This window comes from Enterococcus sp. HMSC061C05 (genome assembly GCF_001814765.1).
Taxonomy (GTDB): domain Bacteria; phylum Bacillota; class Bacilli; order Lactobacillales; family Enterococcaceae; genus Enterococcus_B; species Enterococcus_B lactis.
The window spans coordinates 1-26183 of sequence record NZ_KV817727.1 but is presented as its reverse complement, the minus strand read 5'-3'; the positions used below and the strand labels follow the sequence as shown (position 1 = coordinate 26183).

Genomic DNA, 26183 nt, shown 5'->3' with positions numbered 1-26183 from the left:
GTCAGCTGATTGAACACCGTTTATTCGGAAAAAGGGATTGTGACAAGACTTTTGTCACAATCCCTTTGGAGATCTGTTTTAATTAAGTGCTCTAGTCACTCTTGCAGTTACTCGTCGCATCTTATACGAGTGCCCTTGGTCATTGCGCAAGGCTGAACGCTGCTTTCACAACCTATTCTTTAAAATTCTTCTCTTGGCGAAAGCGACGAAAATTTATTGTATTCTTTGATAAACAGCAGTTCAACTGTTCCTCGCGCACCGCTTCGGTTCTTCTCGATGATGACTTCGATGACGTTGTCATTTTTTGGCTCATTTCCATCATCGTCATCTCCGCCTTCTCTTTCATAATAATCATCCCGATACAAGAAGGCTACGATGTCCGCATCTTGTTCGATTGATCCGGATTCACGAATATCACTTAGTACTGGACGTTTGTCTTGTCGCTGTTCTACTCCACGAGACAACTGCGAAAGAGCAATGACAGGTACTTTCAGTTCTTTTGCCAGTTTTTTCAGTTGGCGGGAGATATCTGATACTTCTTGTTGACGGTTCTCTTTACCGTTCCCTTCAATTAACTGCAAATAATCGATCAATATCAAGCCCAGGTTGCCTTTTTCTTGCGCTAGTTTCCGACATTTCGCGCGGATCTCAGAGATCTTGATCCCTGGTGTATCGTCGATGAAAATATTTGCTCGAGAAAGACTTCCCATCGCAACGATCAGATTCGACCATTCTTCTTCCGAAAGCTGACCTGTACGCAAATGGCTAGCTTCAATCGAACCTTCTGCACAAAGCATCCGATTTACAAGAGATTCCGCCCCCATTTCCAGACTGAATATCGCAACAGAACGATCTGTTTTGGTTCCTACATTTTGAGCAATATTCAATGCGAACGCTGTTTTACCTACCGCTGGACGGGCAGCCAGAATGATTAGTTCTTCGGGCTGGAAACCTGCTGTCATTTTGTCCAGACCTTGATAGCCAGTTGGTAGGCCTGTGATTTCTTCATTGTTTTGAGCTAGTCGATCGATATTTTCAATCGTTGAGTTCAGTACTTCAGCAATGGATAAAAAGCCGCTTCGATTTCTTTTTTCCGAAACCTCCAAGATACTGCGTTCTGCATCATCTAAGATCGTCTGAACTTCTTCTCCTTGCTCGAATCCTTTTGTAACGATCCCTGTTGCTGTCTGAATCAATGTACGCAATAATGATTTTTCTTCAACGATTTTCGCATAGTAGACGATATTTGCTGCTGTCGGAACTGCTAAAGCCAAATCTGATAGGTAACTTAAACCACCGGCATCTTCTAACAAATTTGCTTGTTCTAGCCGGTCTTTAACAGTAACAACGTCAATCGCTTCATTACGATCGTTCAACTCGATCATTGTCTCAAAAATAATTTGATGGCCGCGACGATAAAAGTCTTTTGGCTCTATGTACTCCATGGCATCAATGATCGTTTCTGCATCAAGAAAAACAGAGCCTAGAACCGCTTGTTCAGCTTCAATATTTTGCGGTGGGATTCGATCCTGCCACACTTCATTCATACGTATCGCTCCTTGTCTTCAATTGCTTCATTTTACAAGAAAATGATGGAAAAGTCATCATTCGCATCGAAAGTATCATAAAAAAATAGCTCTCTTTTATTATACTCGTTTTCTTCATGCTATTTTACTGTTCTCAAAAAAGAAACCGAAATCAATCTGAAATCGATATGCAGCTTGTGCTTTTGTTGCTGCAGCTGCTTTTCTCAGATAAATTTCGGTTTGTCTTTTCTCCTTCTGGTTCTTCTTACCAGCTGAACATCACTATCAAGACTTGTTATTCTTGTACGACATGAACTTTGATCGTAGCCGTCACCTCATGATGCAACTTCACAGGTACGTTTGTGTAGCCTAGTGAACGGATTGGGTTTTCTAGTTCGATTTTTCGTTTATCTAATTTGATTTTGTATTGTTTGTTTAGCCCTTCAGCAATTTGTTTTGAAGGAATCGATCCAAACAAACGGCTGTCTTCCCCTGCTTTTGCTTTTAACTCGACTACCGTATCTTCTTTTTCCAAAAATTCTTTTAATTTTTTAGCTTCTTCCAAGATTTCAGCTTCGTGTTTTTCTTGGGCTTTCTTCTGTCCAGCTAACTGACTGATGCTACTTTTCGTTGCTTCTTTTGCCAAGTTATTTTTGATTAGATAATTTTGTGCATAACCTGCTGGAACTTCCTTGATGTCCCCTTTTTTACCTTTTCCTTTTACGTCTTGTAAAAAAATTACTTTCATTTGGATTACTCCTTATCATATATTTGATTCATATTTTCTTTGATTGCAGCAAAAAGCTTCTGTTTTGTTTCTTCAACTGTCGTATTCTCCAGTTGAGTAGCTGCATTTGTGAAGTGTCCTCCACCACCTAAGGATTCCATGATGATTTGGACATTGATCGTACCGGTACTTCGGGCACTGATCCCAATCAATCCGTCTGTCCGCTTCGTAATGACGAAAGCTGCGTTGATATTGATCATCGAAAGCAGTGTATCTGCTGTTTTTGCCGCTATGACACTATTATACTCTTTTTCATCTGTTCCTGCCGCCACAACAATATCAGAAGTCACATACTCGCTTCCAGCAATCAAATGACTGATTTCCAAGTATGTCGCTAAGTCCGAGCTCAATAAATATTGTACTAAGGATGCGTCTGCTCCACAAGACCTTAAATAGCTGGCAACATCAAAAGTTCGTGCAGTTGTACGAACATTGAAACTATTCGTATCTACAACCATCCCTGCAAGTAATAGTGTGGCCTCAAAACGATCTAAGCGATTCGTTTTGCTGCTTTGGTATTGGATCAGTTCAGAAACTAGCTCTGAAGCGGAAGAGGCTGAAGATTCGATATAAGTCAGCAAAGGCTTGCTTGGAAACTCTTCCCCTCGGCGGTGATGATCAATGATCACGATCTTATCAAATTGCTCATATAGGCTCTGAGAGATCGATAGAGAAGGTTTATGATAATCCACCATCACGAGGAGGTCTTCTTCTTTTTTCAGCTCTATGGCGCGTTCTGGAGAGATCAATTGCATTTCTAATTCTGGATGTTTATGGATTTCTTCGAGACAACGTTCCACATCTGGAATGATTTCGTTCTCGTTGATAACGATATAAGCCTTTTTCTGGTTGAAGCGTGCAAGACAACTGACACCAAAAGCAGAGCCTAAAGCATCCATATCCGGAAATTTGTGTCCCATGATGAACACATCGCCTGTTTCATCAAAAATCCGGCGCAAAGCAGTACTCATCGCTCGAGAACGGACGCGCGTGCGTTTGACGTTCTTAGCTGATTTACCGCCATAATAAACAGGTTTCGCACCTTCTTTTACCTCTTTCACGACAACTTGGTCGCCTCCGCGGACTAGAGCAACATCTAAATTGTTCTGAGCTTCTCCACCGATTTCATCGAGGGATCTTGCGCCATAAGCGATCCCCATACTCAGGGTGATAGGCGAGCTCTGTTTTTCAGCTTCTGCTCGAAAGCGGTCCAACAAATCAAATTTTTTATCCATCATCTTTTTCAAATCGATCATCTGCGCGACGAAGAAAAACCGTTCTGCGTTGATTCTTTTGAAAAAGACATGGTATTCATTCATCCAGTCAGAAACAAGTGTTGTGACGAAAGAGTTCAAATAAGAAATCTCTTTGTCATCCAATTTATCAATAGCATCTGCATAGTTATCAATAGATAAAATACCGATCACTGGCTGACTGTTCGCCTGATGAAGTTTCAATAACTGGTTTTGGGTGATATCATTAAAATAAACGACACCCTTTACTGTATCCATATCAAACTGAAATGTTTTATCTGCTAGATAGACTTGGTTTTTCTTTTTTTCTTTTGCAGTAAAAAAAGTATCTAACAATTCTTCCTCTGTTAATCCACTTTGATCTTTGACTTTCAATGCCAAAGGATTGAGCCATTCGATTTTTTGGCTTGATGGCTGATAAGCAATCACTCCTACAGGCATGACTTCTGAGACATAAGCCAGATTTGTTTCGGCTACGGTCGAAGCCTGCTGGATTTTTTCACGTTTATTTAAAGTAAGCCAGCGTTTCATTTTCAACCAATAGCGAACGCCCCATAAATTCATCAAAAGAATGACCGAAGCGCTAACAAAACGAAATGGTAAAATTAAGACTACCAATACTTCGATTAGTATAAACAGGATAAGGAAGAGAGGTTTTGGGGATAAATGATTGTTTTTATTTTCCATAATTTTCCTCCCATATATGACTAACTTGATTTTACCATAACTTTCGTCATTCAAGCGACTAAACGAATATCGGTTATTTTTACAGAAAAAAAGAATTGAATAGCTGATCAAAAGGATCAGTCATTCAATTCCTCGGATTTATTAGTCTTCGCTAACGAAAGGTAGCAAGCCCATGATACGTGCGCGTTTGATTGCAACAGTAATTTTACGTTGGTTTTTAGCGCCTGTACCAGTTACACGACGTGGCAAGATTTTACCGCGTTCTGAAATAAATCTTTTTAGTAATTCGATATCTTTATAATCGATATATTCAATATGGTTAGCAGCAATGTAGTCTACTTTACGACGTTTACGTCCGCCTCTTCTTTGTTGTGCCATTCTATTTCCCTCCTATCAAATTCGTTTAGAATGGTAAATCATCATCTGAAATGTCGATCGTTGAACTTGAGCCGAATGGGTCAGAAGTATCACGGTCGAAATCAGGCATACCGTTGGATGATTGAGATGTTTGATTAGAGTTATTGTTTCCGCCAAATCCGCCAGCTGATTGACCAGAACTTTGGAATCCGCCGCTTTGTTGGCGATTTTCAGATGCAGAACGACTTTCCAGCAATTGGAAGTTGTCAGCTACTACTTCTGTTACGTATACACGTTGTCCTTGCTGATTATCATAAGAACGAGTTTGGATACGTCCAGTAACACCTAAAAGTGTTCCTTTACGAGCATAGTTTGCTAAAGTTTCTGCTGATTTGCGCCAAATCACACAGTTGATAAAATCAGCCTCGCGATTGCCGCTTTGGTTTGTAAAATTACGATTCACAGCCAAAGTAAATGTTGCGACTGCCGTACCACTTGCTGTGTAACGCAAATCTGGATCTTTCGTCAGACGTCCAACTAATACAACATTATTAATCAAAATAGTCATCTCCTCTCATCGTTTTTCTATTGTTTCACATGAAACAACAATTAAGCTTCTTCTTTAACAATCATGTGACGAATGATATCGTCGTTGATTTTAGCAAGACGGTCAAATTCACTGACAGCATTTGCTGATGATGGAGAAGATACTTTAACGATGTGATAGATACCTTCACGGTAACCGTTCATTTCATAAGCGAAACGGCGTTTTTCCCAATCTTTTGATTCGATAACTTCTGCTCCGTTATCTTTCAAGATTGCATCGAAACGTTCGATTAAAGCAGTTTTTGCTTCTTCATCAATGTTTGGACGAATAATGTACATGATTTCATATTTCGTGTTTTCCATTGATATTCACCTCCCTGTGGACTTTCGGCTCTTAGGTTCCTAAGAGCAAGGAGAGTTATCTAATTAATTAGACTACTCACAAGCTTTGATTATACACTCTATTTTGGTCAAAAGCAATACAGAATAAACAGTTTCAAATATTTTAAGAGAAATTCAATTAATCAAAAAAGCTAGCAGGAATAACCAGATTTTTTAATCGGTCATTCTTGCTAGCTTACACACTTAGTCTTGATGGTTATTCTTCTGTTGCTTGCTCTTCAACTGTTTGTTCTACCGCTTCTGGCTCGACTGCTGCCATTGTGACGACTTTCGTATCAGCTTCCATCTTCATCAAACGTACACCCAATGTTGAACGTCCAGTTTGAGAAACAGTCGATACGTTGAAACGGATAATCACACCTTTATCTGTAATCAGCATGATGTCTTCATTTCCAGAAACAGTGGTCAATCCGGCTAGTGGACCATTTTTTTCAGTGATATTCGCCGTTTTGATTCCTTTACCTCCGCGGCCTTTCACTGGATATTCCGATACTTTGGTCCGTTTTCCGTAACCTTTTTCTGTAATCACTAGTACTTCTTGGTCTTCCTTCATCAAGGCTGCCCCAACGACGTAATCTTCCTCACGCAGACGTATCCCTCTGACGCCGGAAGCTGTACGTCCCATATCGCGGACTGCTTCTTCTTTGAAGGTCACAGAGTAGCCGTTATGTGTGCCAATGATGATATTTGACTGTCCGTCTGTCAATAGAACATTGACTAATTCGTCATCTTCTTTCAAACCAATTGCAATCAGGCCATTGCTTCGAATGTTAGCGAAAGCAGTGACAGACGTACGTTTAACTGTACCTTGACGCGTCGTAAAGAAGAGATAGTGGCCTTCTTCTGCTTCTCCCGTCACCGCAATAATTGCTTGGATGCTTTCACTCGAGTCAATACCCAGCAAATTGATGATTGGGATTCCTTTGGCTGTACGCCCGTATTCTGGAATTTCGTATCCTTTTGCCCGATACACTTTTCCGTTATTCGTAAAGAATAACAATGTATCATGGGTAGAACAAGAAACTAGATTCTTGACGAAGTCGTCATTGTGGATACCCATTCCTTGGACACCACGCCCGCCTCTTCGTTGAGCTCTGAATTCATTATTTGCCAAACGTTTGATATAACCATTGTTTGTCAATGTAATAACGATTTCTTCTTCTTCAATCAAATCTTCATCTTCTAGACTTAAGACCTCACCGACTAGTAATTCTGTGCGTCGTTTATCACCAAATCGTTGATTCAAGTCTGCTAATTCATTCTTGATGATTTCTGTGACACGTTCGGGTCTTGCCAGAATGTCAGTCAAATCTTCAATCAGTTTCAATAGTTCTTGGTATTCATTTTCGATTTTTTCCCGTTCCAAACCGGTCAATCGACGCAAACGCATATCTAAGATAGCTTGTGATTGGCGATCGGATAAATCGAACCGTTCGATCATTGTTGCTTTTGCTTCGTCATCTGATTTAGACCCGCGGATAATCGCAATGATTTCATCGATATGATCCAAAGCAATACGCAAACCTTCTAAGATGTGTGCTCTTGCTTCTGCTTTTTCTTTTTCAAAGACCGTCCGTCGTGTGATGACTTCGCGTTGATGTTCGATATAGTTTTCAAGGATTTGTTTCAAACTTAAAACTTTCGGCACGCCTTTTTCGATTGCCAACATATTGAATCCGAATGAATTCTGCAAGGATGTCAATTTGTATAAGTTATTCAAAATAACTGATGCGCTGGCGTCACGACGAACGTCAATGACAATTCGCATACCTTCACGGGAAGATTCATCCCGCAAATCCGTAATTCCTTCGATACGCTTGTCTCTGTGCAACTCAGAAATCCGTTCAATCAATTTTGCTTTATTGACCATATAAGGTAATTCCGTCACGAGGATCCGTTCTTTGCCATTTGGCATCTCAGTGATCTCAACTTTTGCACGTACGGTAATAGAACCTTTACCTGTTTCATACGCTCTTCGGATTCCTGATTTTCCCATGACCAAGCCACCTGTTGGAAAATCTGGTCCAGGTAATACTTCCATCAATTCATTGGTCGTCACATCAGGATTATCCATCAGCAAATCGATAGCCGCTACTACCTCAGACAAATTATGAGGTGGGATATTCGTTGCCATACCAACGGCGATCCCCGTCGTTCCGTTCACCAAAAGATTAGGGAAGCGAGCAGGTAATACAACGGGTTCTTTTTCTGTGTCATCATAGTTGCTTTGGAAATCAACAGTATTCTTATTGATATCACGCAGCATTTCTGTAGCGATTTTGCTCATCCGTGCTTCGGTATAACGCATAGCAGCGGCACCGTCACCGTCAACAGAACCAAAGTTTCCATGACCATCCACTAGCATATAACGGTAGCTAAATGGCTGCGCCATCCGTACCATTGACTCATAGATTGCACTATCCCCATGAGGATGGTATTTACCCATGACATCTCCGACGATTCTGGCAGATTTTTTATGGGCTTTATCCGGTGTCACACCTAATTCGTTCATGCCGTATAAAATACGGCGATGAACGGGTTTCAGACCATCTCTGACATCAGGCAGTGCACGTGCGACAATAACACTCATCGCATAATCGATGAAGGAGTCTTTCATTTCGCTGGTTAGATTGACATCATGGATGTTTTCTCTGATTTCTTCACTCATTCTTTTTCCTCCTTCATGATTAAATATCTAAGTTCTTCACGTAATGTGCATTTTCCTCGATGAATGCACGACGAGGTTCTACTCGATCCCCCATCAACATTTCAAATATCTGGTCTGCCGCGATAGCATCATCCACGCTGACGCGGGCCATCATTCGATTACTTGGGTCCATAGTTGTTTCCCATAGTTGATGATCATCCATTTCTCCAAGTCCTTTATACCGCTGAACACTTGGTTTTGGTGAGGCAGGAAGTGAAGCAACGACTTGTTTCAACTCTTCTTCTGCATTCTTTCCTGGTTGTACATACGTGATATTCTTCCCTTGTTTTACCCCGTATAAAGGTGGCTGAGCAATATAGACATAACCAGCTTCAACAATTGGACGCATGTAACGGTAAAAAAGAGTCAGCAACAATGTACGGATATGTGCACCATCGACATCGGCATCAGTCATGATCACTAATTTATGATAACGAGCTTTCGATACATCGAAATCTTCTCCAAACCCTGTACCCATAGCAGTAAATAAAGACCGAATCTCTTCATTTGCCAAGATCTTGTCCATGCTTGCTTTTTCAACATTCAAGATTTTCCCACGAATAGGCAAGATGGCTTGAAATTCTCGATTACGACCTTGCTTAGCTGATCCGCCGGCCGAATCTCCTTCGACGATGAACAATTCGCATTTTTCAGGATCGTTGCTAGAGCAGTCTGCTAATTTTCCTGGCAGATTACTGATCTCTAAAGCACCTTTACGTCTCGTTACTTCACGCGCACGTTTCGCTGCTAGACGAGCTCTGGAAGCTAATAATCCTTTTTCAACGATTTGACGGCCCACACTTGGATTTTCTAGCAAGAATTTCATGAAATGCTCGCTAAATAACCGATCAGTGACTGTCCGTACTTCGGAATTGCCCAATTTTGTTTTTGTTTGTCCTTCGAATTGAGGGTCAGGATGCTTAATAGAAATAACAGCTGTCAATCCTTCTCGCACGTCTTCACCAGTCAAGTTGTCATCATTTTCTTTCATCAGCTTTTGTTTTCGGGCATAATCATTGATCACCCGAGTTAATGCAGTCTTGAATCCTGATTCATGTGTTCCGCCTTCATACGTATGGATATTGTTGGCAAAACTCATGATATTGGAATGGTAGCCGTCTGTATATTGCATAGAGACTTCAACTGCGATATCTTGCTGCTCACCTTCCAAATATACAGGTTCTGGGAAAATCACGGTTTTGTTTGCATTCAAGTATTCGACATAACTTTTGATCCCGCCATCGTAATGGTATTCATTGATGACTGGTTCTTCTTCTCTTTTGTCCTCAATCGAAATACGCATCCCGCGGTTCAAGAAAGCTAGTTCACGGATACGGGTAGCCAATTTTGAAAAATCAAACTCAGTTGTCTCTGTAAAAATTTCAGGATCTGGCGTAAAGTGAACCGTTGTTCCATGGCGATCCGTTTGTTCAATGATCTTTAAGTCGTCCACTACAGCTCCACGACGATACTCTTGATAGTACACATTTCCTTCTTTGTATACTTTGACATCAAGTTGCGTAGAAAGTGCGTTTACGACGGAAGATCCCACTCCATGAAGACCACCGGAAACTTTGTACCCGCCACCGCCGAATTTTCCTCCAGCATGTAAAACAGTAAAGACCGTTTCAACTGCAGGACGTCCGGTTTTTGCTTGGATATCCACTGGTATCCCCCGTCCATCGTCAATAACAGTGATACTGTTGTCTTTTTCTATAATCACATGGATTTTTGTTGCAAAACCTGCTAATACTTCATCGATCGAATTATCGACGATTTCCCAAACAAGGTGATGCAGACCTTCAGAACTAGTCGAACCGATATACATACCAGGTCGTTTACGAACGGCTTCAAGTCCTTCAAGTACTTGAATCTGACTGGCATCATATTCTTTAGCGCGTTCTACTAAACTTCTTTCTTCTGTCATTCAGTTTCTTCTCCTTTTAGTTTCCCTTGTCGAACATAAAAAATCTCAGGTTCAACAGTCATTTTATTTTTTACATGGTCAAGTGTCGTCGTTGTTAAGAACGTTTGAACTTTTCCTTCGATTGTTTCCAGCAGATGGAGCTGACGATTATCATCCAGCTCGCTCATCACATCATCTAATAATAGGATCGGGTATTCCCCTGTCTCTTCTTTGATCAAATCGATTTCTGCTAATTTGACACTTAGAGCAGTCGTTCTTTGCTGTCCTTGCGATCCATAAGTCTGCACGTTTTTCTGATTAATAAAAAAGGAAAGATCGTCACGATGAGGACCAACTGTCGTCGTTCCCCGAAAAAGGTCTTTCTTTTTATTTTGATTCAAAAGTGCGAGAAATTGTTCTTGGATTTGTTCTTGCGTATGTGTTTCTAAAGAATCGACTGCGGTGAGATACTCGATTTCCAGCTGCTCTTTGTGATGTGTGATTTGCTGATGTAAAGAATTAGCCCAAAACTCCAATCGCTTGATAAACTGTGCTCTTGCTTTCAATACTTTGCTGCCAAACGCTGCTAGTTGTTCGGACAAAATATCCAAATAAAGCAAATCAGTTTGTTTTTTTTCATTCAGTTGCTTCAAGTACTGGTTTCTTTGCTTCAAAATCGCTTGGTATTGGACAAGATCATAAAGATAGATTGGATTGATCTGACCTAATTCCATATCTAAAAATTTCCGCCTGATCTGCGGGCTGCCTTTTACTAACGAAAGATCCTCTGGTGCAAATAAAATGACATTCATTTGTCCCACGTAAGTACTTAACTTTTTTTGTTCGATATGGTTGATCTTGGTTTTTCGGCCTTTTTTAGATAATAAGATTTCTAATGGGAGAGTGGATGAACCTTTTGTGATCTCTCCTTGGATCATTGCCTGATCGTCATTCCAACCAATCAATTCCTGCTCACTACTTGTCCGATGGCTTCGCGTCATAGCCAATACATAGATACTTTCCAAAAGATTCGTTTTTCCCTGCGCATTTTCACCTAAAAAAATGACCAGATTCTTGGAAAATTCGATGTTCAGCTCTTCGTAATTTCGATAATTTTTTAAATACAGCTTATTCAGCCTCATTATCGTCGTTTCCTTTTTTTACCATAAAAAAAGTTCCTACTTCTGGAACTTCAACCATCATACCGGGATAAAGCTTGCGTCCACGACGATTTTCCGGCTCGCCATCGACTAACACAGTGTTTTCTGCCAAATACCATTTTGCTTGTCCGCCACTACCGATAACGGTGGCTTCTTTCAGCATTTGACCCAACGTCATGAATTCCGTATTTAGAATGACTTGTTGTTTCAATGTCCATCCCTCATTTTCATTATTAAAAGTATACTCTATTATACCTTTTTTTCCGCAATAAAACAAATTTATCCATATATTTTTCCATATAAGACGATTTAATCTAAAAAAGGTGATTTAAACAAAAATAAACAGAAAGCCTTAAAAGAGATTTTAGGGCCTTCTGTTTAAATTTTATTTTTTCTAATTCTTTTCAATTAAATTTTCAATATCTTTGAAAATCTTTGTTAATTTGTACGTACAGGAGTGATCAATTGGATAAATTGAACGCCATCTTCCGTTGGTTCCAACGTGAATGGTCGAATAGCGGAAATAAATTTTACCTTGATACTCATATCTCCAAATGCACGCAACGCTGCTTTCATATAATCCGGGTTGAAAGAAATCTCCAATGGATCGCCACTGCTTGCTGTATAGCTCAAGCTTTCTTCTACTTTCCCGATTTCTGGAGAATTTCCGTATAAAACAACCCCATCTGGACGGATGGATAAACGAACGATATTGTTGCGGCCTTCATGAGAAAGTAAAGAAGCACGTTCGATTGCCGCTAGAAAACTAGGAACAGAAAATTCGACCTCTGTATTAAAGCTTGATGGGATCAAACGATTGGTATCAGGATAGTTTCCTTCTAACAAGCGGGAATAGAAATACATTGTTTCCGTTTTGAACAAGACTTGGTTTTCCATAATGCTGATTTCGACGATTTCTTCTTCATTTGTCAGTGAGCGAGACAATTCGATCAAACTTTTCCCAGGAATAACAATATCAAAATGATCAGCCGTTTGTTCTACTGGGATCACGCGTTGACTTAGACGGTGAGAGTCAGTAGCTACAGCTAATAAAGAATGATCAGATAAAATAAAATGCACACCCGTCAAGATCGGACGACTCTCATGCTGCGACACAGCAAAAACTGTTTCGTTGATTAGTTTAGTCAATACGTGTACTGGTAATTTCATCTGGTTGTGGCTTTCGACAACAGGAAGATGAGGATAATTATCTGCATCTAATCCATTCACGATAAAATTCGCTTTTCCAGAAGTGATCGCTACTTGTTTATTTTCTAATACTTCTAAAGTAAATGTTTCTTCAGGAAGTCTTCGAATGATTTCGCTAAAGAAACGAGCTTGTAAAACAATTGATCCGGTAGATTCGATTTGCATATTTGCTTTTTCGTTTTCAACAGACAAAAAAGTTTCAATTGATATATCAGCGTTGCTCCCCGTCAAAGTCAAACCTTCTTGTGTCAGTGTGATTTTTACACCTGTCAAAATAGGGATAGTGGTTTTGCTTGAAATAGCTCGTTGAACAGTTTGCAATTCCTGCATAAAGCTAGCTCGGTTTAAAGTAACTTTCATGATGTATCTCCTTTGAATGTTTGTTTATTTATTATTAGTTAAAAAGAATAATAAAAGTAATAGGGCATGTTGATTCTGTGGAAAACTCAAAAAACGCAAGAGAGAAACGAAAAAACAGCTGTGGAAAAAGTGTGCATAACTTTTGCTTGTTTTTTTCTTTTATCCACATGCTATTTTCAGTTGGTAGAATCGACAAATTAATTTAGTAAAAAGTTTTTGATTTCTGATACTTCATTTTGCATGCTGACACTAGAATCCATCAGCTGCTGGATTTTCTCATGGGCATGGATAACCGTTGTATGATCCTTGCCGCCGAATTCAGCACCAATTTTCGGTAATGAATTATCTGTGAGCTCACGTGCCAAGTACATAGCGATTTGTCTAGGAACAACAATAGATTTGACGCGTTTCTTTCCTTTGAGATCTTTCAATTGGATGTGATAATACTTTGCCACTTCTTCTTGGATCTGCAAAATCGACAATTGAGGATGTCCTTTTCCTGATTTTAACGTTTTCAGCGCATCTGCAGCTAGACTAGTCGAAATATCTTCACTATTCATTGCAGCAAAAGCCTGTACTCGAACAAGTGCCCCTTCTAATTCACGAATATTAGAATCAATTTGACCTGCGATATAGCTCAGCGTGTCATCTGGGATCTCTAGACGTTCAGCTGCTGCTTTTTTACGCAAAATCGCTGTTCTTGTTTCAAGATCTGGTGGCGTAATATCAACAGACAGCCCCCATGCAAAGCGAGAAACAAGGCGTTCTTGTAATTTCGGAATCTCGTTTGGCAACCGATCACTGGTTAGAACGATTTGTTTACCTTCATTGTACAAGGCATTGAAAGTATGGAAAAACTCCTCTTGCGTAGCTTCTTTTTCTGCGAAAAATTGAATATCATCTACTAATAGTAAATCAACATTTCGATATTCTTGACGGAATTCTTCTGCTGTTTTGTTTTGGATCGAATTGATGAAATCATTAGCAAAAGTTTCACTGCTTACATATTTTACTTTGGCATTAGGCTGACTTTGCAGCATTTGATGACCGATTGCATGCATCAAGTGAGTCTTACCAAGTCCTACGCCTCCATAAAAGAAGAGCGGGTTATAAATAGAACCTGGATCTTCTGCTACAACGAGCGCTGCTGCATGAGCCATCTGGTTTCCTTTACCAATGACAAACGTATCAAAGGTATATTTAGGATTCAGCATGGCTTTTTTTAGCGGGCTAGGTGCCACAACTTTTGGATTTTTTTCTTCTACAATTTCTTCTTGCTCTGCTTCTTCGCCAGTAATAAAGCGAGGGATAATCTCATTTCCTGATAACATATAACCGACTTCAACGATTTTTGTTGCCAGGTTTTTTTCCCAATATTCTTTATGAATCTTGCTAGGAACCTCAACAACGAGCTGGTTTTGATCAAGAGTTCGAGGGTTCGCTGTTTCAATCCATGTATTATAGCTAGCAGGCGATAAATCCTTTTGGTATGTTGCTTTTAATTCATTCCATAAAGCATCGAGGGATACCATATAAGGCCTCCTCCTTCATTAAAAAGTGAATAACTAGTACTAATTTAGCATTTTTTTCAATAGTTTTCCACAGAAACCGAAGAAAAAAATTTTTTAATTACAATTATCCACATAATCGACAAATAAAAAAAAGAGAAAAACACAGCTGTCAAAAAAAGTTTTCCACACCACTAATGCACAGGTGGACAACTTGTAAAAATCACTAGATTTCCTCCTATGCCTGTGGATAACAAATATATATTTATCAATAGTTTAGGGACGAAATACACAGGAAAATGCCTGTCTGTGGATTACTTTTTTTACACGTGTGTTTTCTGTGTAAAAGTGCCTCGTTATTATTTGTGGATAATTCCTGTGTATAACTTTTTCCACATGGGATTCCCATAGAAAAAAATAATCTTGTGGATAAGTTTTGACAATCGATCTTCTATTTTATATTGACAAAATCACTACTTTGTCGTTATACTATCAAAGTATGTCTGTGTTTATAAAATAGATAAGAACATTTTGGAGGTGGAATATATGAAAAGAACATACCAACCAAATAAACGTAAACGTCAAAAAGTTCACGGATTCCGTAAACGTATGAGTACTAAAAATGGACGTCGTGTGTTAGCTAGCCGTCGTCGTAAAGGAAGAAAAGTTCTTTCAGCTTAGGCCACTGGGGTTTCAGTGGTTTTTTTTATACTCTTTTTTAGGGAAATGATGAAAGGACAATCGTAATTATGGTATGATTATGAGCGTAAGTGAGAGATAGAAAAGGAAAGAAAACTAATGAGAAAAGCGTATCGAGTAAAAAAAGAACGAGAGTTTCAAGCCGTGTTTCATACGGGAGATTCTTTTGCTAACCGCAAATTCGTCGTTTACCGTTTGAAAAAACCGGGACAGCCTCATTTTCGAGTTGGTTTATCTGTAGGAAAAAAGGTCGGAAACGCGGTAAGCCGCAATGAAGTCAAACGAAAAATCCGAGCAGCAGTTTATTCTATAAAAGAAGAGATTGATCCGGAGTTGGATTTTATTGTGATTGCTAGACCAAGTGTGAAGGGGTTGACTTATGATGAGGTTCGCTCCAATTTAGTCCACGTCTTAAAACTTGCAAAAATAATCGACAGAGAGGAAAAGAGTAAGTGAAGAAATACAAACGTTTACTTTTGATGGCCGGTATCGTTAGTTTGGTCATCGTCTTATCCGGTTGCGGAACTGGGGAAGTCAGCGCACAAAGTACAGGAATTTGGGATCGTTATATTGTTTATTACTTTGCTGAGGCGATCAAGGCGTTGTCATTTGGTAATGCAGGGATAGGGATCATTTTATTTACATTGATCATCCGTGTGATCTTGTTGCCGCTGATGCATTTCCAAACAAAGAGCATGCGCAAGACACAAGAATTACAACCGAAATTAAAAGCACTGCAGCAACAATATAGTTCAAGAGACCCAGAAACACAAAGTAAATTAAGAGAAGAGCAACAGCGTTTATATGCGGAAAATGGAGTCAATCCATATGCTGGTTGTCTTCCTTTATTGGTACAAATGCCAATCTTGATGGCGTTATGGCAATCTATTTCCCGTGTACCTGAGTTGAAACAAGGCCATTTCTTATGGTTGAACTTAGGGAACGCGGATCCAACATTTATCTTGCCGATTCTAGCAGCAATCTTTACTTTTGCAAGTACGTATTTATCTAGCATGAGTCAGATTGAATCGAATGCATCAATGAAGATCATGAATTTCGTGATGCCTGTAATGATTTTAGTGATGGGTGTCAATTTAGCCAGCGGTCTTTCATTATACTGGGTGGTTTCCAATGCCTTCCAAGTTGTACAAACGCTGCTGATCAACAATCCTTTCAAAATTCGAAAAGAACGGGAAGAAGAAGCACGTAAAATCCGCGAAAGAGAGCGTGCGTTGAAGAAAGCAATGAATCCTAAGAAAAAACGGAAATAATAGGGGAGGGAATGCTAATGCCGATTTATGAAGCTGCAACAATAGATGAAGCTGTTCAACTAGGTCTAGCTGATTTGGGTTTGGCCAAAGACCAAGTTGAAATCGAAATACTGGAAGAAGGAAAAAAAGGTTTCCTAGGAATGGGCCGAAAAAATGCACGGCTTTCGCTCCAGCCAAGTATCAGTGAAAAAATTTCTGAAACAGTAGAACAGACGGTAGAAGAGATTTTAGAAGAAGAACCAACAGCTGAGATCGAGGTAGTCAACGAAACGATTCTTGAAGAAAAAACAGAAGAAGTAAGTGAGCTAGGTGATGAAGCAGCTTTAACGGAATTGGCAGTCTATCTTACTGAAATTTCAAAACAGCTTGATGCTCCAGCTCTTGTCAAAATGGAAAGAGAATCCAATAATATGGTCGTTTTCCATTTAGAAACACAAAAGCAAGGGTTACTGATTGGGAAACATGGAAAAACGCTGAATGCATTGCAATATCTGGCACAAGTCTTCATCCATCGTTTAGCAAGAAATAAGCTATCTGTAGTGGTCAATGTAGGCAATTACCGTGAAAAGCGCCAAGAGATCATTCAGCGTTTAGCTGATCGCACGGCTGAAAAAGTAAAACGGACAGGACAGCCTGTTTTCTTAGAACCAATGCCTGCCTTTGAACGTAAACAAATCCATGCTGCATTAAGTAAAGATGAACATGTAAAAACACATTCGGAAGGTGAGGAACCTTATCGTTACTTAGTAGTTGAACCTGCTAAAAAATATTATTGATTCCATTACTTTTTGAATAAATCACGTTGACAAAGTTTTTCAAACCAAGTATATTTTACTAGAAATCATTCTTATCAGAGTATACGATGAAGTAGTCACTAACTTTGATAGAAAAAAGCGGAACGAAACTGTTTTCAGTTTTGCTCCGCTTTTTTTGTACCTGTTTCATTTAACCAATCGTCGTTTGGATAAATTGGATCACTGTTCCATAAGCAAAAAGTTCCAGAAAATACTTTCCATCCCGATTTCTTTGCTGATACTCAAAATGACAGTTGATCACCGCATTCGCACCATATTCAAGAACCTTCATCTTTAATTTCCTCTTCGTTGTCAAGAAAAGATCCTCTTTGGGAAAAGCTGGGTCAAACAAATCAGCTTCTAAGCATTCCACAACAAAAACGATATCGCGGACGATATATTTTTGATTGATATTTCCTGTAGATAAAACAACATCGTTGATCCGAGGATCACTTTCTTCTTTCAATGCATCAGAGTTGAACTGGCTCACTCCTTTTCTCCTTTCAAAAGTGTATAGTTTAGATAGCGCTACCACTTAGTGTACCGTTTTTTTTAAGAAAGATAAAGCCTTGTTTATACAGTATTTTCTCTTCGAATAAACCAAAGAACACAAAGAGACATCCAAAGTCAATTAAATGTAAGGTAATGGAATCAGGTGAGGTACAACTTCATATAACTTGTTTTAAACACTTGATTCCTTATAGCAAGTGTGATAACCTATGACCAGAATTTAATCAAGAACAAGCAGTCAAAGTGCGAAGTTCACCGTTTATTATGCATAAAGGGTGGAGTGGGCACTTTTTTTGTGCGCAAAATGAAAAAGGAAGTGAAAAAATGGCTGAAATTACTTTAGAATTTGATACGATTGCGGCAATTTCTACCCCGCCTGGAGAAGGAGCAATCAGTATCGTTCGTCTAAGTGGCGATCAAGCTGTGCAACTAGCAGATAAAGTTTATCATTCTGGGAATAAACGACTATCAGAAGTACCAAGCCATACGATCCATTATGGACACATCGTTGATCCCAAGAGCGATCAGCTAGTCGATGAAGTCATGGTCTCCGTGATGAGAGCACCAAAGACATTTACGCGAGAAGATGTAGTAGAAATCAATTGTCACGGCGGAATCGTCGTAGTCAATCAAATTTTGCAGTTATTGTTAAGAGAAGGGGCAAGATTAGCTGAGCCAGGCGAATTCACAAAACGAGCATTCTTGAATGGTCGTGTTGACCTTTCACAGGCAGAAGCTGTGATGGATTTGATTCGGGCAAAAACAGACAAAGCAATGGGGTTAGCCCTTAATCAGTTAGACGGCAATCTGTCTGCTTTGATCCGCTCATTGAGACAAGAGATTTTAGAGACATTAGCTCAAGTAGAAGTAAATATTGATTATCCGGAATATGACGACGTCGAAGAATTGACTACGAAGTTATTGCTTGAAAAAGCACAGATGATCCAACAAAGAATCCAAGCACTACTTGCTACGTCCAAGCAAGGAAAGGTTCTGCGGGAAGGGTTAAGTACGGCGATCATCGGTCGGCCAAATGTCGGCAAATCAAGCTTGTTAAACCATTTGTTAAGAGAAGAAAAAGCCATCGTTACGGACATTGCAGGAACGACTCGAGATGTAATCGAAGAGTATGTCAATGTTCGAGGCGTACCGCTCAAGCTAATCGATACAGCTGGAATTCGGGAAACAGAAGATGTGGTGGAACGTATCGGGGTCGAAAGAAGCCGTAAAGCATTAGCAGAAGCAGACTTGATCTTACTTGTTCTAAACCAAAGCGAACCACTGACAGCAGAAGATGAACAATTACTGGAAGCGACAAGTGGATTGAAACGGATCATTCTTCTAAATAAAACAGATTTGCCAGCACAGTTGGAACAAGAAAAATTGAACAAATGGATCGAAAATGAACCAGTTTTTTTAATTTCCGTAGCTAAAAACGACGGACTAGATCGTTTGGAATCAGCTATTTCTGATTTATTCTTCAGCGGAGAAACAGGAGAAAGAGACGCTACTTATGTTTCCAATACCCGCCATATCGCATTGTTAGAAAAAGCTTCCCTGTCACTGGAAGAAGTCATTGCAGGTATTGATGCAGGAATGCCTGTGGATCTCGTTCAAATCGATATGACGCGTTGCTGGGACTATCTAGGAGAAGTGGTTGGCGACAGTGTACAAGATGAATTGATCACTCAATTATTCAGTCAATTTTGTTTAGGAAAATAAAAGGAGGAACAAACGATTGAAACATTATGAAGCAGATGCGTATGACGTGATCGTTGTCGGCGCAGGACATGCCGGTTCAGAAGCTGCACTTGCTGCTGCACGTATGGGCTCAAAAACGTTATTACTGACAATAAATTTGGATATGGTAGCATTCATGCCATGTAATCCTTCTGTAGGCGGACCAGCTAAAGGCGTTGTTGTTCGAGAAATCGATGCGCTAGGTGGAGAAATGGGTAAGAATATCGATAAAACCTATATCCAAATGCGTATGTTGAACACAGGAAAAGGTCCAGCTGTCCGAGCATTGCGAGCACAAGCAGACAAACATGCTTATTCAACAGAAATGAAACATACAATCGAAAAAGAACCAAATTTGACGTTAAGACAAGGAATCGTCGAAGAACTGATCGTCGAAGATGGTGTTTGTCATGGTGTAGTGACTTCCACAGGAGCGAGCTATCGGGCAAAAGCAGTTGTTATTACAGCCGGAACAGCACTTCGCGGAGAAATCATTATCGGTGAATTGAAATATTCATCAGGTCCGAATAACTCTCAACCTTCTATTGGACTAGCGAATCATCTAAAAGAACTTGGCTTTGCTATCGAACGGTTCAAAACAGGAACACCGCCTCGAGTAAAATCAAGTACAATCGATTATTCTGTTACAGAAGAACAACCTGGTGACAAAGAGCCGAATCATTTTAGCTTTAGTACACCAGATAGTGCCTATAAACTAGATCAGGAATCTTGCTGGCTGACCTATACAGGTGAGACGACTCACCAAATCATTCGAGACAACTTACATCGTGCCCCAATGTTTACAGGGATCGTTGAAGGGGTAGGCGCTCGCTATTGTCCATCCATCGAAGATAAGATCGTGCGTTTTGCAGACAAACCACGTCACCAACTATTTTTAGAACCAGAAGGCTTGAACACAGAAGAAGTCTATGTTCAAGGGTTATCTACTTCTTTACCAGAAGATGTCCAAGTCGACATGCTTCATTCCATCGCTGGTTTGGAAAAAGTAGAAATGATGCGTACAGGATATGCTATCGAATATGACGTAGTAGAACCACACCAGCTCCGTCCGACATTAGAAACTAAAGTCGTTGAAAATCTTTATACAGCTGGACAAACAAATGGTACAAGCGGGTATGAAGAAGCGGCTGGACAAGGACTGATTGCTGGTATCAATGCAGCTTTGAAAGTTCAAGGAAAAGAGCCTTTAGTGATCAAACGAAGTGATGGTTACATCGGTGTCATGATCGATGATTTGGTGACAAAAGGAACGAACGAGCCTTACCGTTTGCTGACTTCACGTGCTGAATACCGTCTGCTTTTACGTCATGATAATGCAGATTTGCGATTGACAGAAATGGGTCACCGTGTGGGCTTAGTAAAAGAGGACCAATACAAGGCTTATTTGAAGAAAAAAGAAGCAGTTGAACAAGAAATCAAACGTTTGATGAATGTACGGATCAAACCAACAGAAGAAGTTCAAGCCTTTTTAGCGACGATTAATGCGGCACCTCTAAAAGATGGCGTACTAGCAAGCGACTTTTTAAGACGCCCTGAGATTACTTATGCAGATCTTCTACGGTTTATTCCAGAGAATGAAGAATTAACACGAAAAGAAATCGAACAAGTAGAAATCCAAATCAAATATGAAGGCTACATCAAAAAAGCCATGGAAAAAGTAGAAAAACTAAAACGCATGGAAGCGAAAAAGATTCCAGAAAACATCGACTACGCAGCAATCAACGGATTAGCAACAGAAGCAAAACAAAAATTGCAGAAAATCCAACCAGAAACAATTGCCCAAGCTAGCCGGATCAGCGGAGTAAATCCTGCAGATCTAAGCATCTTAATGGTCTATATCGAACAAGGGAAGATTGCGAAAGTCAGTGAACCAGCGTAATACGTAATAATAAATAGAAGAGAGAACCAGTTTTTGCAGAAATTGCTCAAAGCTAGTTCTCTCTTCTATGTGTATTTTATGAGTGCCATAATAGAAAGAAAAAATCTATCGGCGTTTCTTACTTTTCAAATTTTTAAGAATCCATATGGAAGGATTGCATGTCTTGGAATTTTGCGTTAAAGTAGGGAGAGAATCTGTGAAACAATTACTGTTTCACAATGAAAGGAATAATTATGATACCAGAAGAATTTCGCCAATCTTTGGCAGAAAAAGGGATAGAGCTTACCGATCATCAAATGGAACAATTTGCTATCTATTATCGGACATTAGTCGAATGGAACGAAAAAATGAATCTTACAGCCATTACGGATGAAAAAGACGTATACCTGAAGCATTTTTACGATTCGCTTACGTTAGCATTTGAAGTAGACTTTACGCAACCTTTATCTTTATGCGATGTCGGTTCAGGAGCAGGATTTCCTAGCGTACCTTTAAAAATTGCCTTTCCCGAATTGCAGATAACGATTGTTGATTCTCTGAATAAAAGAATAACCTTCCTGTCTGAACTAACTCGATTATTAGGAATCGATGCTTCCTTATATCATGACCGGGCAGAAACATTTGGACAAAATCCTCAATTTCGTGCATCATTTGACCTTGTCACTGCTCGTGCAGTTGCTCGTTTGAATGTGTTAGCAGAATTGTGTTTGCCCTTGGCTAAACAAGAAGGCTATTTTTATGCATTGAAAGCAGCAAAAAGTGAAGAGGAACTGACAGAAGCAAAACAAGCGATTGCTTTATTAGGTGGTAAATTCCTCAAAGAAGAGGCAGTTACCTTGCCGAATGTCTCTGACCAACGGCATATTATCGTCATTCAAAAAAAGAAAATAACCCCAAAGAAATACCCAAGAAAGCCCGGTCTGCCTAATAAGCAGCCAATCAAATAGGAGGAGAAGAGATGGCACAAATAATATCTGTTGCGAACCAAAAAGGTGGCGTCGGCAAAACAACGACGACGGTAAATCTAGGTGCTTGTCTTGCCAGCCTTGGCAAAAAAGTATTGCTAGTGGATATGGATGCACAAGGAAATGCTACCAGTGGTGTCGGGATCAGAAAACCCGATGTGACAAAAGACATCTATGACGTTCTAGTCAATGAATTGCCAATTGATGAGGCGACGTTGATCACTGAACATGAAAATTTGAGTATTGTGCCTGCGACTCTCCAATTAGCAGGAGCAGAGATCGAATTGACATCAATGATGGCAAGAGAATCAAGATTAAAAGGATCTTTAGCAGAAGTCAGCAGCCAGTATGATTATATTTTGATCGACTGTCCGCCTTCTCTTGGCCATTTGACAATCAATTCATTTACAGCAAGTGATTCGATTTTGATACCTGTTCAGTGTGAATATTACGCATTGGAAGGATTAAGCCAATTACTGAATACGGTTCGTTTAGTCCAAAAGCACTTCAATCCAGAATTGGAAATAGAAGGTGTCTTGCTGACCATGTATGATGCACGAACAAATCTGGGAAATGAAGTCGTAGAAGAAGTACGCAAATACTTCCGCGAAAAAGTCTATGAAACGATCATCCCAAGAAATATTCGTTTATCAGAAGCACCTAGTCATGGAAAACCGATCATCGACTACGATCCACGTTCTCGGGGAGCTGAAGTCTACCAAGCATTGGCAAAGGAAGTGGTAAGTCGTGAAGAAAAGTAAAGGATTAGGCCGAGGAATCGATGCATTGTTCCAAGATTTAGAAAACTTAGAGACGGTGGATGTAAAAGATGATACCGTGGTCCAGTTGCCATTGAATGAGCTGCGTCCAAATCCGTATCAGCCTCGTAAGACATTTGAAGAAGTATCTTTGCAAGAACTAGCTAATTCTATTGAACAATCAGGCGTCTTCCAACCAATCATCGTACGCCGTTCTGCAGTAAAAGGATATGAGATCATCGCAGGGGAAAGACGTTTTCGAGCGTCCAAACTAGCTGAAAAAGAAACGATCCCTGCTATCGTCAGAGACTTTGACGAAGAAGCAATGATGCAAGTAGCCGTGTTGGAAAACCTGCAACGGGAAGATCTGAATCCATTAGAAGAAGCAGAAGCGTATGAAATGCTGATGAAAAATCTGAAACTGACACAAGCAGAAGTGGCTAGTCGTTTAGGAAAGAGCAGACCTTATATCGCCAATTATTTGCGCTTGCTTTCTTTACCAGATCTTGTTAAGGAAATGGTGCAAGATCAACGTTTATCTATGGGACAAGCTCGTACGCTGTTAGGCTTGAAAAACAAATCATTGATCTTGAAATTAGCCAATCGTGCAGTAACTGAAAATTTAACTGTCCGCCAACTGGAACAGATCGTTTCTGAATTAAATCAAAACGATGGAAAAGAAAAGAAAAAAATCCCAAGGCTAGCAAAGGAAAAACCCTATTATATCCGAGAAAGCGAAGATCGTTTGATGGATAAATTCGGCACGAGCGTAGCTATCCAAGAAAAAAACGGGAAAGGTAAGATCGAGATCGAATACCTTTCTCAAAAAGATTTGACACGAATTCTTGATATCTTGAATATTCAATTTGATGAAGAATAAACAAAAAGGAGGCTATTTTTATGTACGACTTGCACGATATCGTTGAAATGAAAAAACCTCACGCTTGCCAGACGAACCGCTGGGAAGTCATTCGAATGGGCGCAGATATCAAAATCAGATGTATGAATTGCGGACATATCGTCATGATGACCCGTCGAGATTTTGAAAAAAAATTAAAAAAAGTAATTGAAAAAAATGCAGAGAAAGAGTGAATAAATTTATGGCATTGACTGCTGGAATTGTTGGGTTGCCCAACGTAGGAAAATCAACTTTGTTTAATGCGATCACAAAAGCAGGAGCAGAAGCAGCAAACTATCCCTTTGCAACGATCGACCCCAACGTAGGGATGGTAGAAGTACCTGACTGGCGTTTGCAACGCTTAACAGAACTTGTACATCCGAAAAAAACTGTTCCGACGACTTTTGAATTTACAGATATTGCTGGGATCGTAAAAGGCGCTAGTAAAGGAGAAGGTTTGGGGAATCAATTCTTAAGCCATATCCGCCAAGTAGATGCTATTTGTCACGTTGTCCGCTGTTTTGATGATGATAATATCACTCACGTAGAAGGACGCGTCGATCCACTAGAAGATATTGATACAATCAACTTGGAACTAGTGTTAGCAGACTTGGAATCGATCAACAAACGCTATACTCGTGTAGCAAAAGTTGCTAAAACCAAAGATAAAGATGCAGTGGCAGAGCTAGCTGTATTGGACAAAATCAAACCTGTACTGGAAGAAGGAAAATCTGCTCGAACGATCGAATTCACAGAAGAAGAACAAAAAATCGTTAAATCACTATTCTTATTGACGACAAAACCAATTCTTTACGTAGCAAATGTGTCAGAAGATGATGTGGCAGATGCAGATGCGAATCATTATGTACAAGAAGTACGCAACTTTGCGGCAGAAGAAAATGCAGAAGTGATCGTGGTCAGTGCTCGTGCAGAAGAAGAAATCGCAGAATTAGATGAAGAAGACAAAGCAGAATTTCTAGAAGCTTTAGGAATCGAAGAATCAGGTTTGGATCAGTTGATCCGTGCCGCCTACGATTTGTTAGGCTTAGCTACTTACTTTACTGCTGGGGAACAAGAAGTACGTGCTTGGACATTCAAAAAAGGAATCAAAGCGCCACAAGCAGCAGGAATCATCCATTCAGATTTCGAACGCGGATTTATCCGTGCGGAAACTGTCTCTTTTGAAGACTTGGATCATTATGGAAACATGCATGCAGCAAAAGAAGCTGGGCGTGTTCGATTAGAAGGAAAAGATTATGTCGTACAAGACGGCGACGTAATGTTATTCCGCTTTAATGTGTAAAAGGGCTATCAAACTAGCTGTAGAATATGGTAGAATGTCTTTTGTGACGACCGTTGAGAAAAGGAACGGCTAAGGAGGACTATTAGATAATGGAACCAGAACAATTACGAGAAATCGTAAAAGAAAACAATAGTTTAGAAACAAAATTAACCAAAAGAAATCAACAGTACATTTTTGATTTGAAAAAATCTTTAGAAGCAGCGAATTTGTCTGAAGAAGAAAAAGTAAAAGCCCTTCATGACATTCTGCCTACTTTAGTTGCAGAACAAAAAGGCGGAAAAACAGCTCGCCAATTGTTCGGGACAGTCTCTGAAAGAACGGAAGCAATCATCAATAAACCAGCAGAAATACAAAATACATCGACCCCTTTATTGATGTGGTTGGATAATACATTACTACTGCTTGGTCTATTAAGTATCATGATCGCGATTACCGGATTGTTTTCACGTGGAACAACGCCAGCTTATGGCTTCTCTACACTCGTTCTAGGTTCTGCAATCGGTGGCTGGGTCTTTTATATGATGTACAAGTACATCTATCAGTATGAATACCCAGGAGCAGATCGAAGCAAGAAACCAGGAATGGGTAAAACATTACTTATCCTAGGTGGAACGACACTTCTTTGGGTCGTGCTGTTTTCTGCGACAACGCTATTGCCGCCAGTTATCAATCCAGTATTAGATCCGATAGTAGTTATCATCATCGGAGCAGCTGCTTTAGCCGTCCGTTACTACTTGAAGAAAAAGTATGGGATCATTGGAAGTTTATCCGTTCCAAGAAGATAAACCAGAAAGCAGAGCAGTAGCTTTACTAAATATTGAGAGGTAGTAAAGGACCTCATTCCGTTTATCCATAGTTAAATAATAGTAAGGGGCTGTGACAAAAGTCTTGTCGCAGCTCTTTTTTTCGAATAAACGGTGTTCAAAAGCTTGCATCT

Annotated in this window: 25 protein-coding genes; 12 read left to right on the top strand and 13 right to left on the bottom strand. The window is 39.9% G+C overall.

The window, feature by feature from the left end:
• Nucleotides 1–179: 179 nt before the first annotated feature.
• The 12 genes from dnaB to dnaA form a co-directional block, all read right to left on the bottom strand.
• Nucleotides 180–1547, bottom strand: a complete 1368-nt coding sequence (dnaB, locus tag HMPREF2988_RS03075; RefSeq protein WP_002288373.1) for a replicative DNA helicase — start codon at nucleotides 1545–1547, stop codon at nucleotides 180–182.
• A 274-nt stretch (nucleotides 1548–1821) separates the two neighbouring features.
• The gene (rplI, locus tag HMPREF2988_RS03070; RefSeq protein WP_002288372.1) at nucleotides 1822–2274 is read right to left on the bottom strand and encodes a 50S ribosomal protein L9; all 453 of its coding nucleotides are present in this window, start codon (nucleotides 2272–2274) and stop codon (nucleotides 1822–1824) included.
• A 5-nt stretch (nucleotides 2275–2279) separates the two neighbouring features.
• On the bottom strand, nucleotides 2280–4253 hold the full coding sequence (locus tag HMPREF2988_RS03065) for a DHH family phosphoesterase (protein ID WP_070769974.1): 1974 nt from the start codon (nucleotides 4251–4253) through the stop codon (nucleotides 2280–2282).
• Between the two features lie 141 nt (nucleotides 4254–4394).
• Nucleotides 4395–4631 carry a 30S ribosomal protein S18 gene (gene rpsR, locus HMPREF2988_RS03060; protein WP_002288370.1) on the bottom strand — a complete coding sequence of 79 codons (237 nt, stop codon included), beginning with the start codon at nucleotides 4629–4631 and terminating at the stop codon, nucleotides 4395–4397.
• A gap of 25 nt (nucleotides 4632–4656) precedes the next feature.
• Entirely contained in the window at nucleotides 4657–5169 is a 513-nt protein-coding gene (gene ssb / locus HMPREF2988_RS03055) for a single-stranded DNA-binding protein (RefSeq protein WP_002288368.1), read from the bottom strand.
• 50 nt (nucleotides 5170–5219) lie between these two features.
• On the bottom strand, nucleotides 5220–5519 hold the full coding sequence (gene rpsF, locus HMPREF2988_RS03050; RefSeq protein WP_002293129.1) for a 30S ribosomal protein S6: 300 nt from the start codon (nucleotides 5517–5519) through the stop codon (nucleotides 5220–5222).
• Between the two features lie 235 nt (nucleotides 5520–5754).
• Nucleotides 5755–8226: a DNA gyrase subunit A gene (gene gyrA, locus HMPREF2988_RS03045; protein ID WP_002293127.1), complete on the bottom strand. Its 2472-nt coding sequence runs from the start codon at nucleotides 8224–8226 to the stop codon at nucleotides 5755–5757.
• Nucleotides 8227–8245: 19 nt separating this feature from the next.
• Nucleotides 8246–10192: a DNA topoisomerase (ATP-hydrolyzing) subunit B gene (gene gyrB, locus HMPREF2988_RS03040; RefSeq protein WP_002288364.1), complete on the bottom strand. Its 1947-nt coding sequence runs from the start codon at nucleotides 10190–10192 to the stop codon at nucleotides 8246–8248.
• Nucleotides 10189–11313, bottom strand: coding sequence for a DNA replication/repair protein RecF (gene recF / locus HMPREF2988_RS03035; RefSeq protein ID WP_002293126.1), 1125 nt, complete (start codon nucleotides 11311–11313; stop codon nucleotides 10189–10191). Before recF ends, gyrB begins: the two co-directional genes overlap by 4 nt.
• Complete coding sequence (yaaA, locus tag HMPREF2988_RS03030) at nucleotides 11300–11542, bottom strand: S4 domain-containing protein YaaA (RefSeq protein WP_002293125.1); 243 nt, start codon at nucleotides 11540–11542, stop codon at nucleotides 11300–11302. Before yaaA ends, recF begins: the two co-directional genes overlap by 14 nt.
• Nucleotides 11543–11769: 227 nt before the next feature.
• A complete protein-coding gene (gene dnaN, locus HMPREF2988_RS03025; protein ID WP_070769973.1) occupies nucleotides 11770–12900 on the bottom strand; it encodes a DNA polymerase III subunit beta in 1131 nt (376 codons plus the stop codon).
• A gap of 197 nt (nucleotides 12901–13097) precedes the next feature.
• Complete coding sequence (gene dnaA / locus HMPREF2988_RS03020) at nucleotides 13098–14432, bottom strand: chromosomal replication initiator protein DnaA (RefSeq protein WP_070769972.1); 1335 nt, start codon at nucleotides 14430–14432, stop codon at nucleotides 13098–13100.
• A 522-nt stretch (nucleotides 14433–14954) separates the two neighbouring features.
• Here dnaA and rpmH point away from each other — a divergent pair.
• The 4 genes from rpmH to jag all read left to right on the top strand — a co-directional run bounded on the left by rpmH (nucleotide 14955) and on the right by jag (nucleotide 17154).
• Entirely contained in the window at nucleotides 14955–15089 is a 135-nt protein-coding gene (rpmH, locus tag HMPREF2988_RS03015) for a 50S ribosomal protein L34 (RefSeq protein WP_002293121.1), read from the top strand.
• 117 nt (nucleotides 15090–15206) lie between these two features.
• Entirely contained in the window at nucleotides 15207–15563 is a 357-nt protein-coding gene (gene rnpA, locus HMPREF2988_RS03010; protein WP_002293120.1) for a ribonuclease P protein component, read from the top strand.
• Nucleotides 15560–16378, top strand: coding sequence for a YidC/Oxa1 family membrane protein insertase (locus tag HMPREF2988_RS03005; RefSeq protein ID WP_002309900.1), 819 nt, complete (start codon nucleotides 15560–15562; stop codon nucleotides 16376–16378). Before rnpA ends, HMPREF2988_RS03005 begins: the two co-directional genes overlap by 4 nt.
• Before the next feature lie 17 nt (nucleotides 16379–16395).
• Entirely contained in the window at nucleotides 16396–17154 is a 759-nt protein-coding gene (gene jag / locus HMPREF2988_RS03000) for an RNA-binding cell elongation regulator Jag/EloR (protein ID WP_070769971.1), read from the top strand.
• Nucleotides 17155–17323: 169 nt separating this feature from the next.
• Here the strand turns inward: jag and HMPREF2988_RS02995 are convergent, their stop codons facing one another.
• Complete coding sequence (locus tag HMPREF2988_RS02995) at nucleotides 17324–17662, bottom strand: hypothetical protein (RefSeq protein WP_070769970.1); 339 nt, start codon at nucleotides 17660–17662, stop codon at nucleotides 17324–17326.
• Between the two features lie 344 nt (nucleotides 17663–18006).
• Between HMPREF2988_RS02995 and mnmE the strand changes: the two genes are divergently transcribed.
• The 8 genes from mnmE (at nucleotide 18007) to HMPREF2988_RS02955 (ending at nucleotide 26031) form a co-directional block, all read left to right on the top strand.
• Nucleotides 18007–19404 (top strand): tRNA uridine-5-carboxymethylaminomethyl(34) synthesis GTPase MnmE, encoded by a 1398-nt coding sequence (gene mnmE, locus HMPREF2988_RS02990; protein ID WP_070769969.1) that lies wholly within the window; start codon nucleotides 18007–18009, stop codon nucleotides 19402–19404.
• A 16-nt stretch (nucleotides 19405–19420) separates the two neighbouring features.
• Nucleotides 19421–21322 (top strand): tRNA uridine-5-carboxymethylaminomethyl(34) synthesis enzyme MnmG, encoded by a 1902-nt coding sequence (mnmG, locus tag HMPREF2988_RS02985; protein WP_002293110.1) that lies wholly within the window; start codon nucleotides 19421–19423, stop codon nucleotides 21320–21322.
• Between the two features lie 233 nt (nucleotides 21323–21555).
• Complete coding sequence (rsmG, locus tag HMPREF2988_RS02980) at nucleotides 21556–22269, top strand: 16S rRNA (guanine(527)-N(7))-methyltransferase RsmG (RefSeq protein WP_002293109.1); 714 nt, start codon at nucleotides 21556–21558, stop codon at nucleotides 22267–22269.
• A gap of 11 nt (nucleotides 22270–22280) precedes the next feature.
• A complete protein-coding gene (locus tag HMPREF2988_RS02975) occupies nucleotides 22281–23048 on the top strand; it encodes a ParA family protein (RefSeq protein ID WP_002293108.1) in 768 nt (255 codons plus the stop codon).
• Nucleotides 23035–23925 (top strand): ParB/RepB/Spo0J family partition protein, encoded by an 891-nt coding sequence (locus HMPREF2988_RS02970; protein WP_002293107.1) that lies wholly within the window; start codon nucleotides 23035–23037, stop codon nucleotides 23923–23925. Before HMPREF2988_RS02975 ends, HMPREF2988_RS02970 begins: the two co-directional genes overlap by 14 nt.
• A 20-nt stretch (nucleotides 23926–23945) precedes the next feature.
• Nucleotides 23946–24137, top strand: a complete 192-nt coding sequence (locus tag HMPREF2988_RS02965) for a DUF951 domain-containing protein (protein WP_002293106.1) — start codon at nucleotides 23946–23948, stop codon at nucleotides 24135–24137.
• A gap of 8 nt (nucleotides 24138–24145) precedes the next feature.
• Nucleotides 24146–25246: a redox-regulated ATPase YchF gene (gene ychF, locus HMPREF2988_RS02960; RefSeq protein ID WP_002293105.1), complete on the top strand. Its 1101-nt coding sequence runs from the start codon at nucleotides 24146–24148 to the stop codon at nucleotides 25244–25246.
• Nucleotides 25247–25335: 89 nt separating this feature from the next.
• Entirely contained in the window at nucleotides 25336–26031 is a 696-nt protein-coding gene (locus HMPREF2988_RS02955; protein WP_002293104.1) for a DUF1129 domain-containing protein, read from the top strand.
• Nucleotides 26032–26183 lie beyond the last annotated feature (152 nt).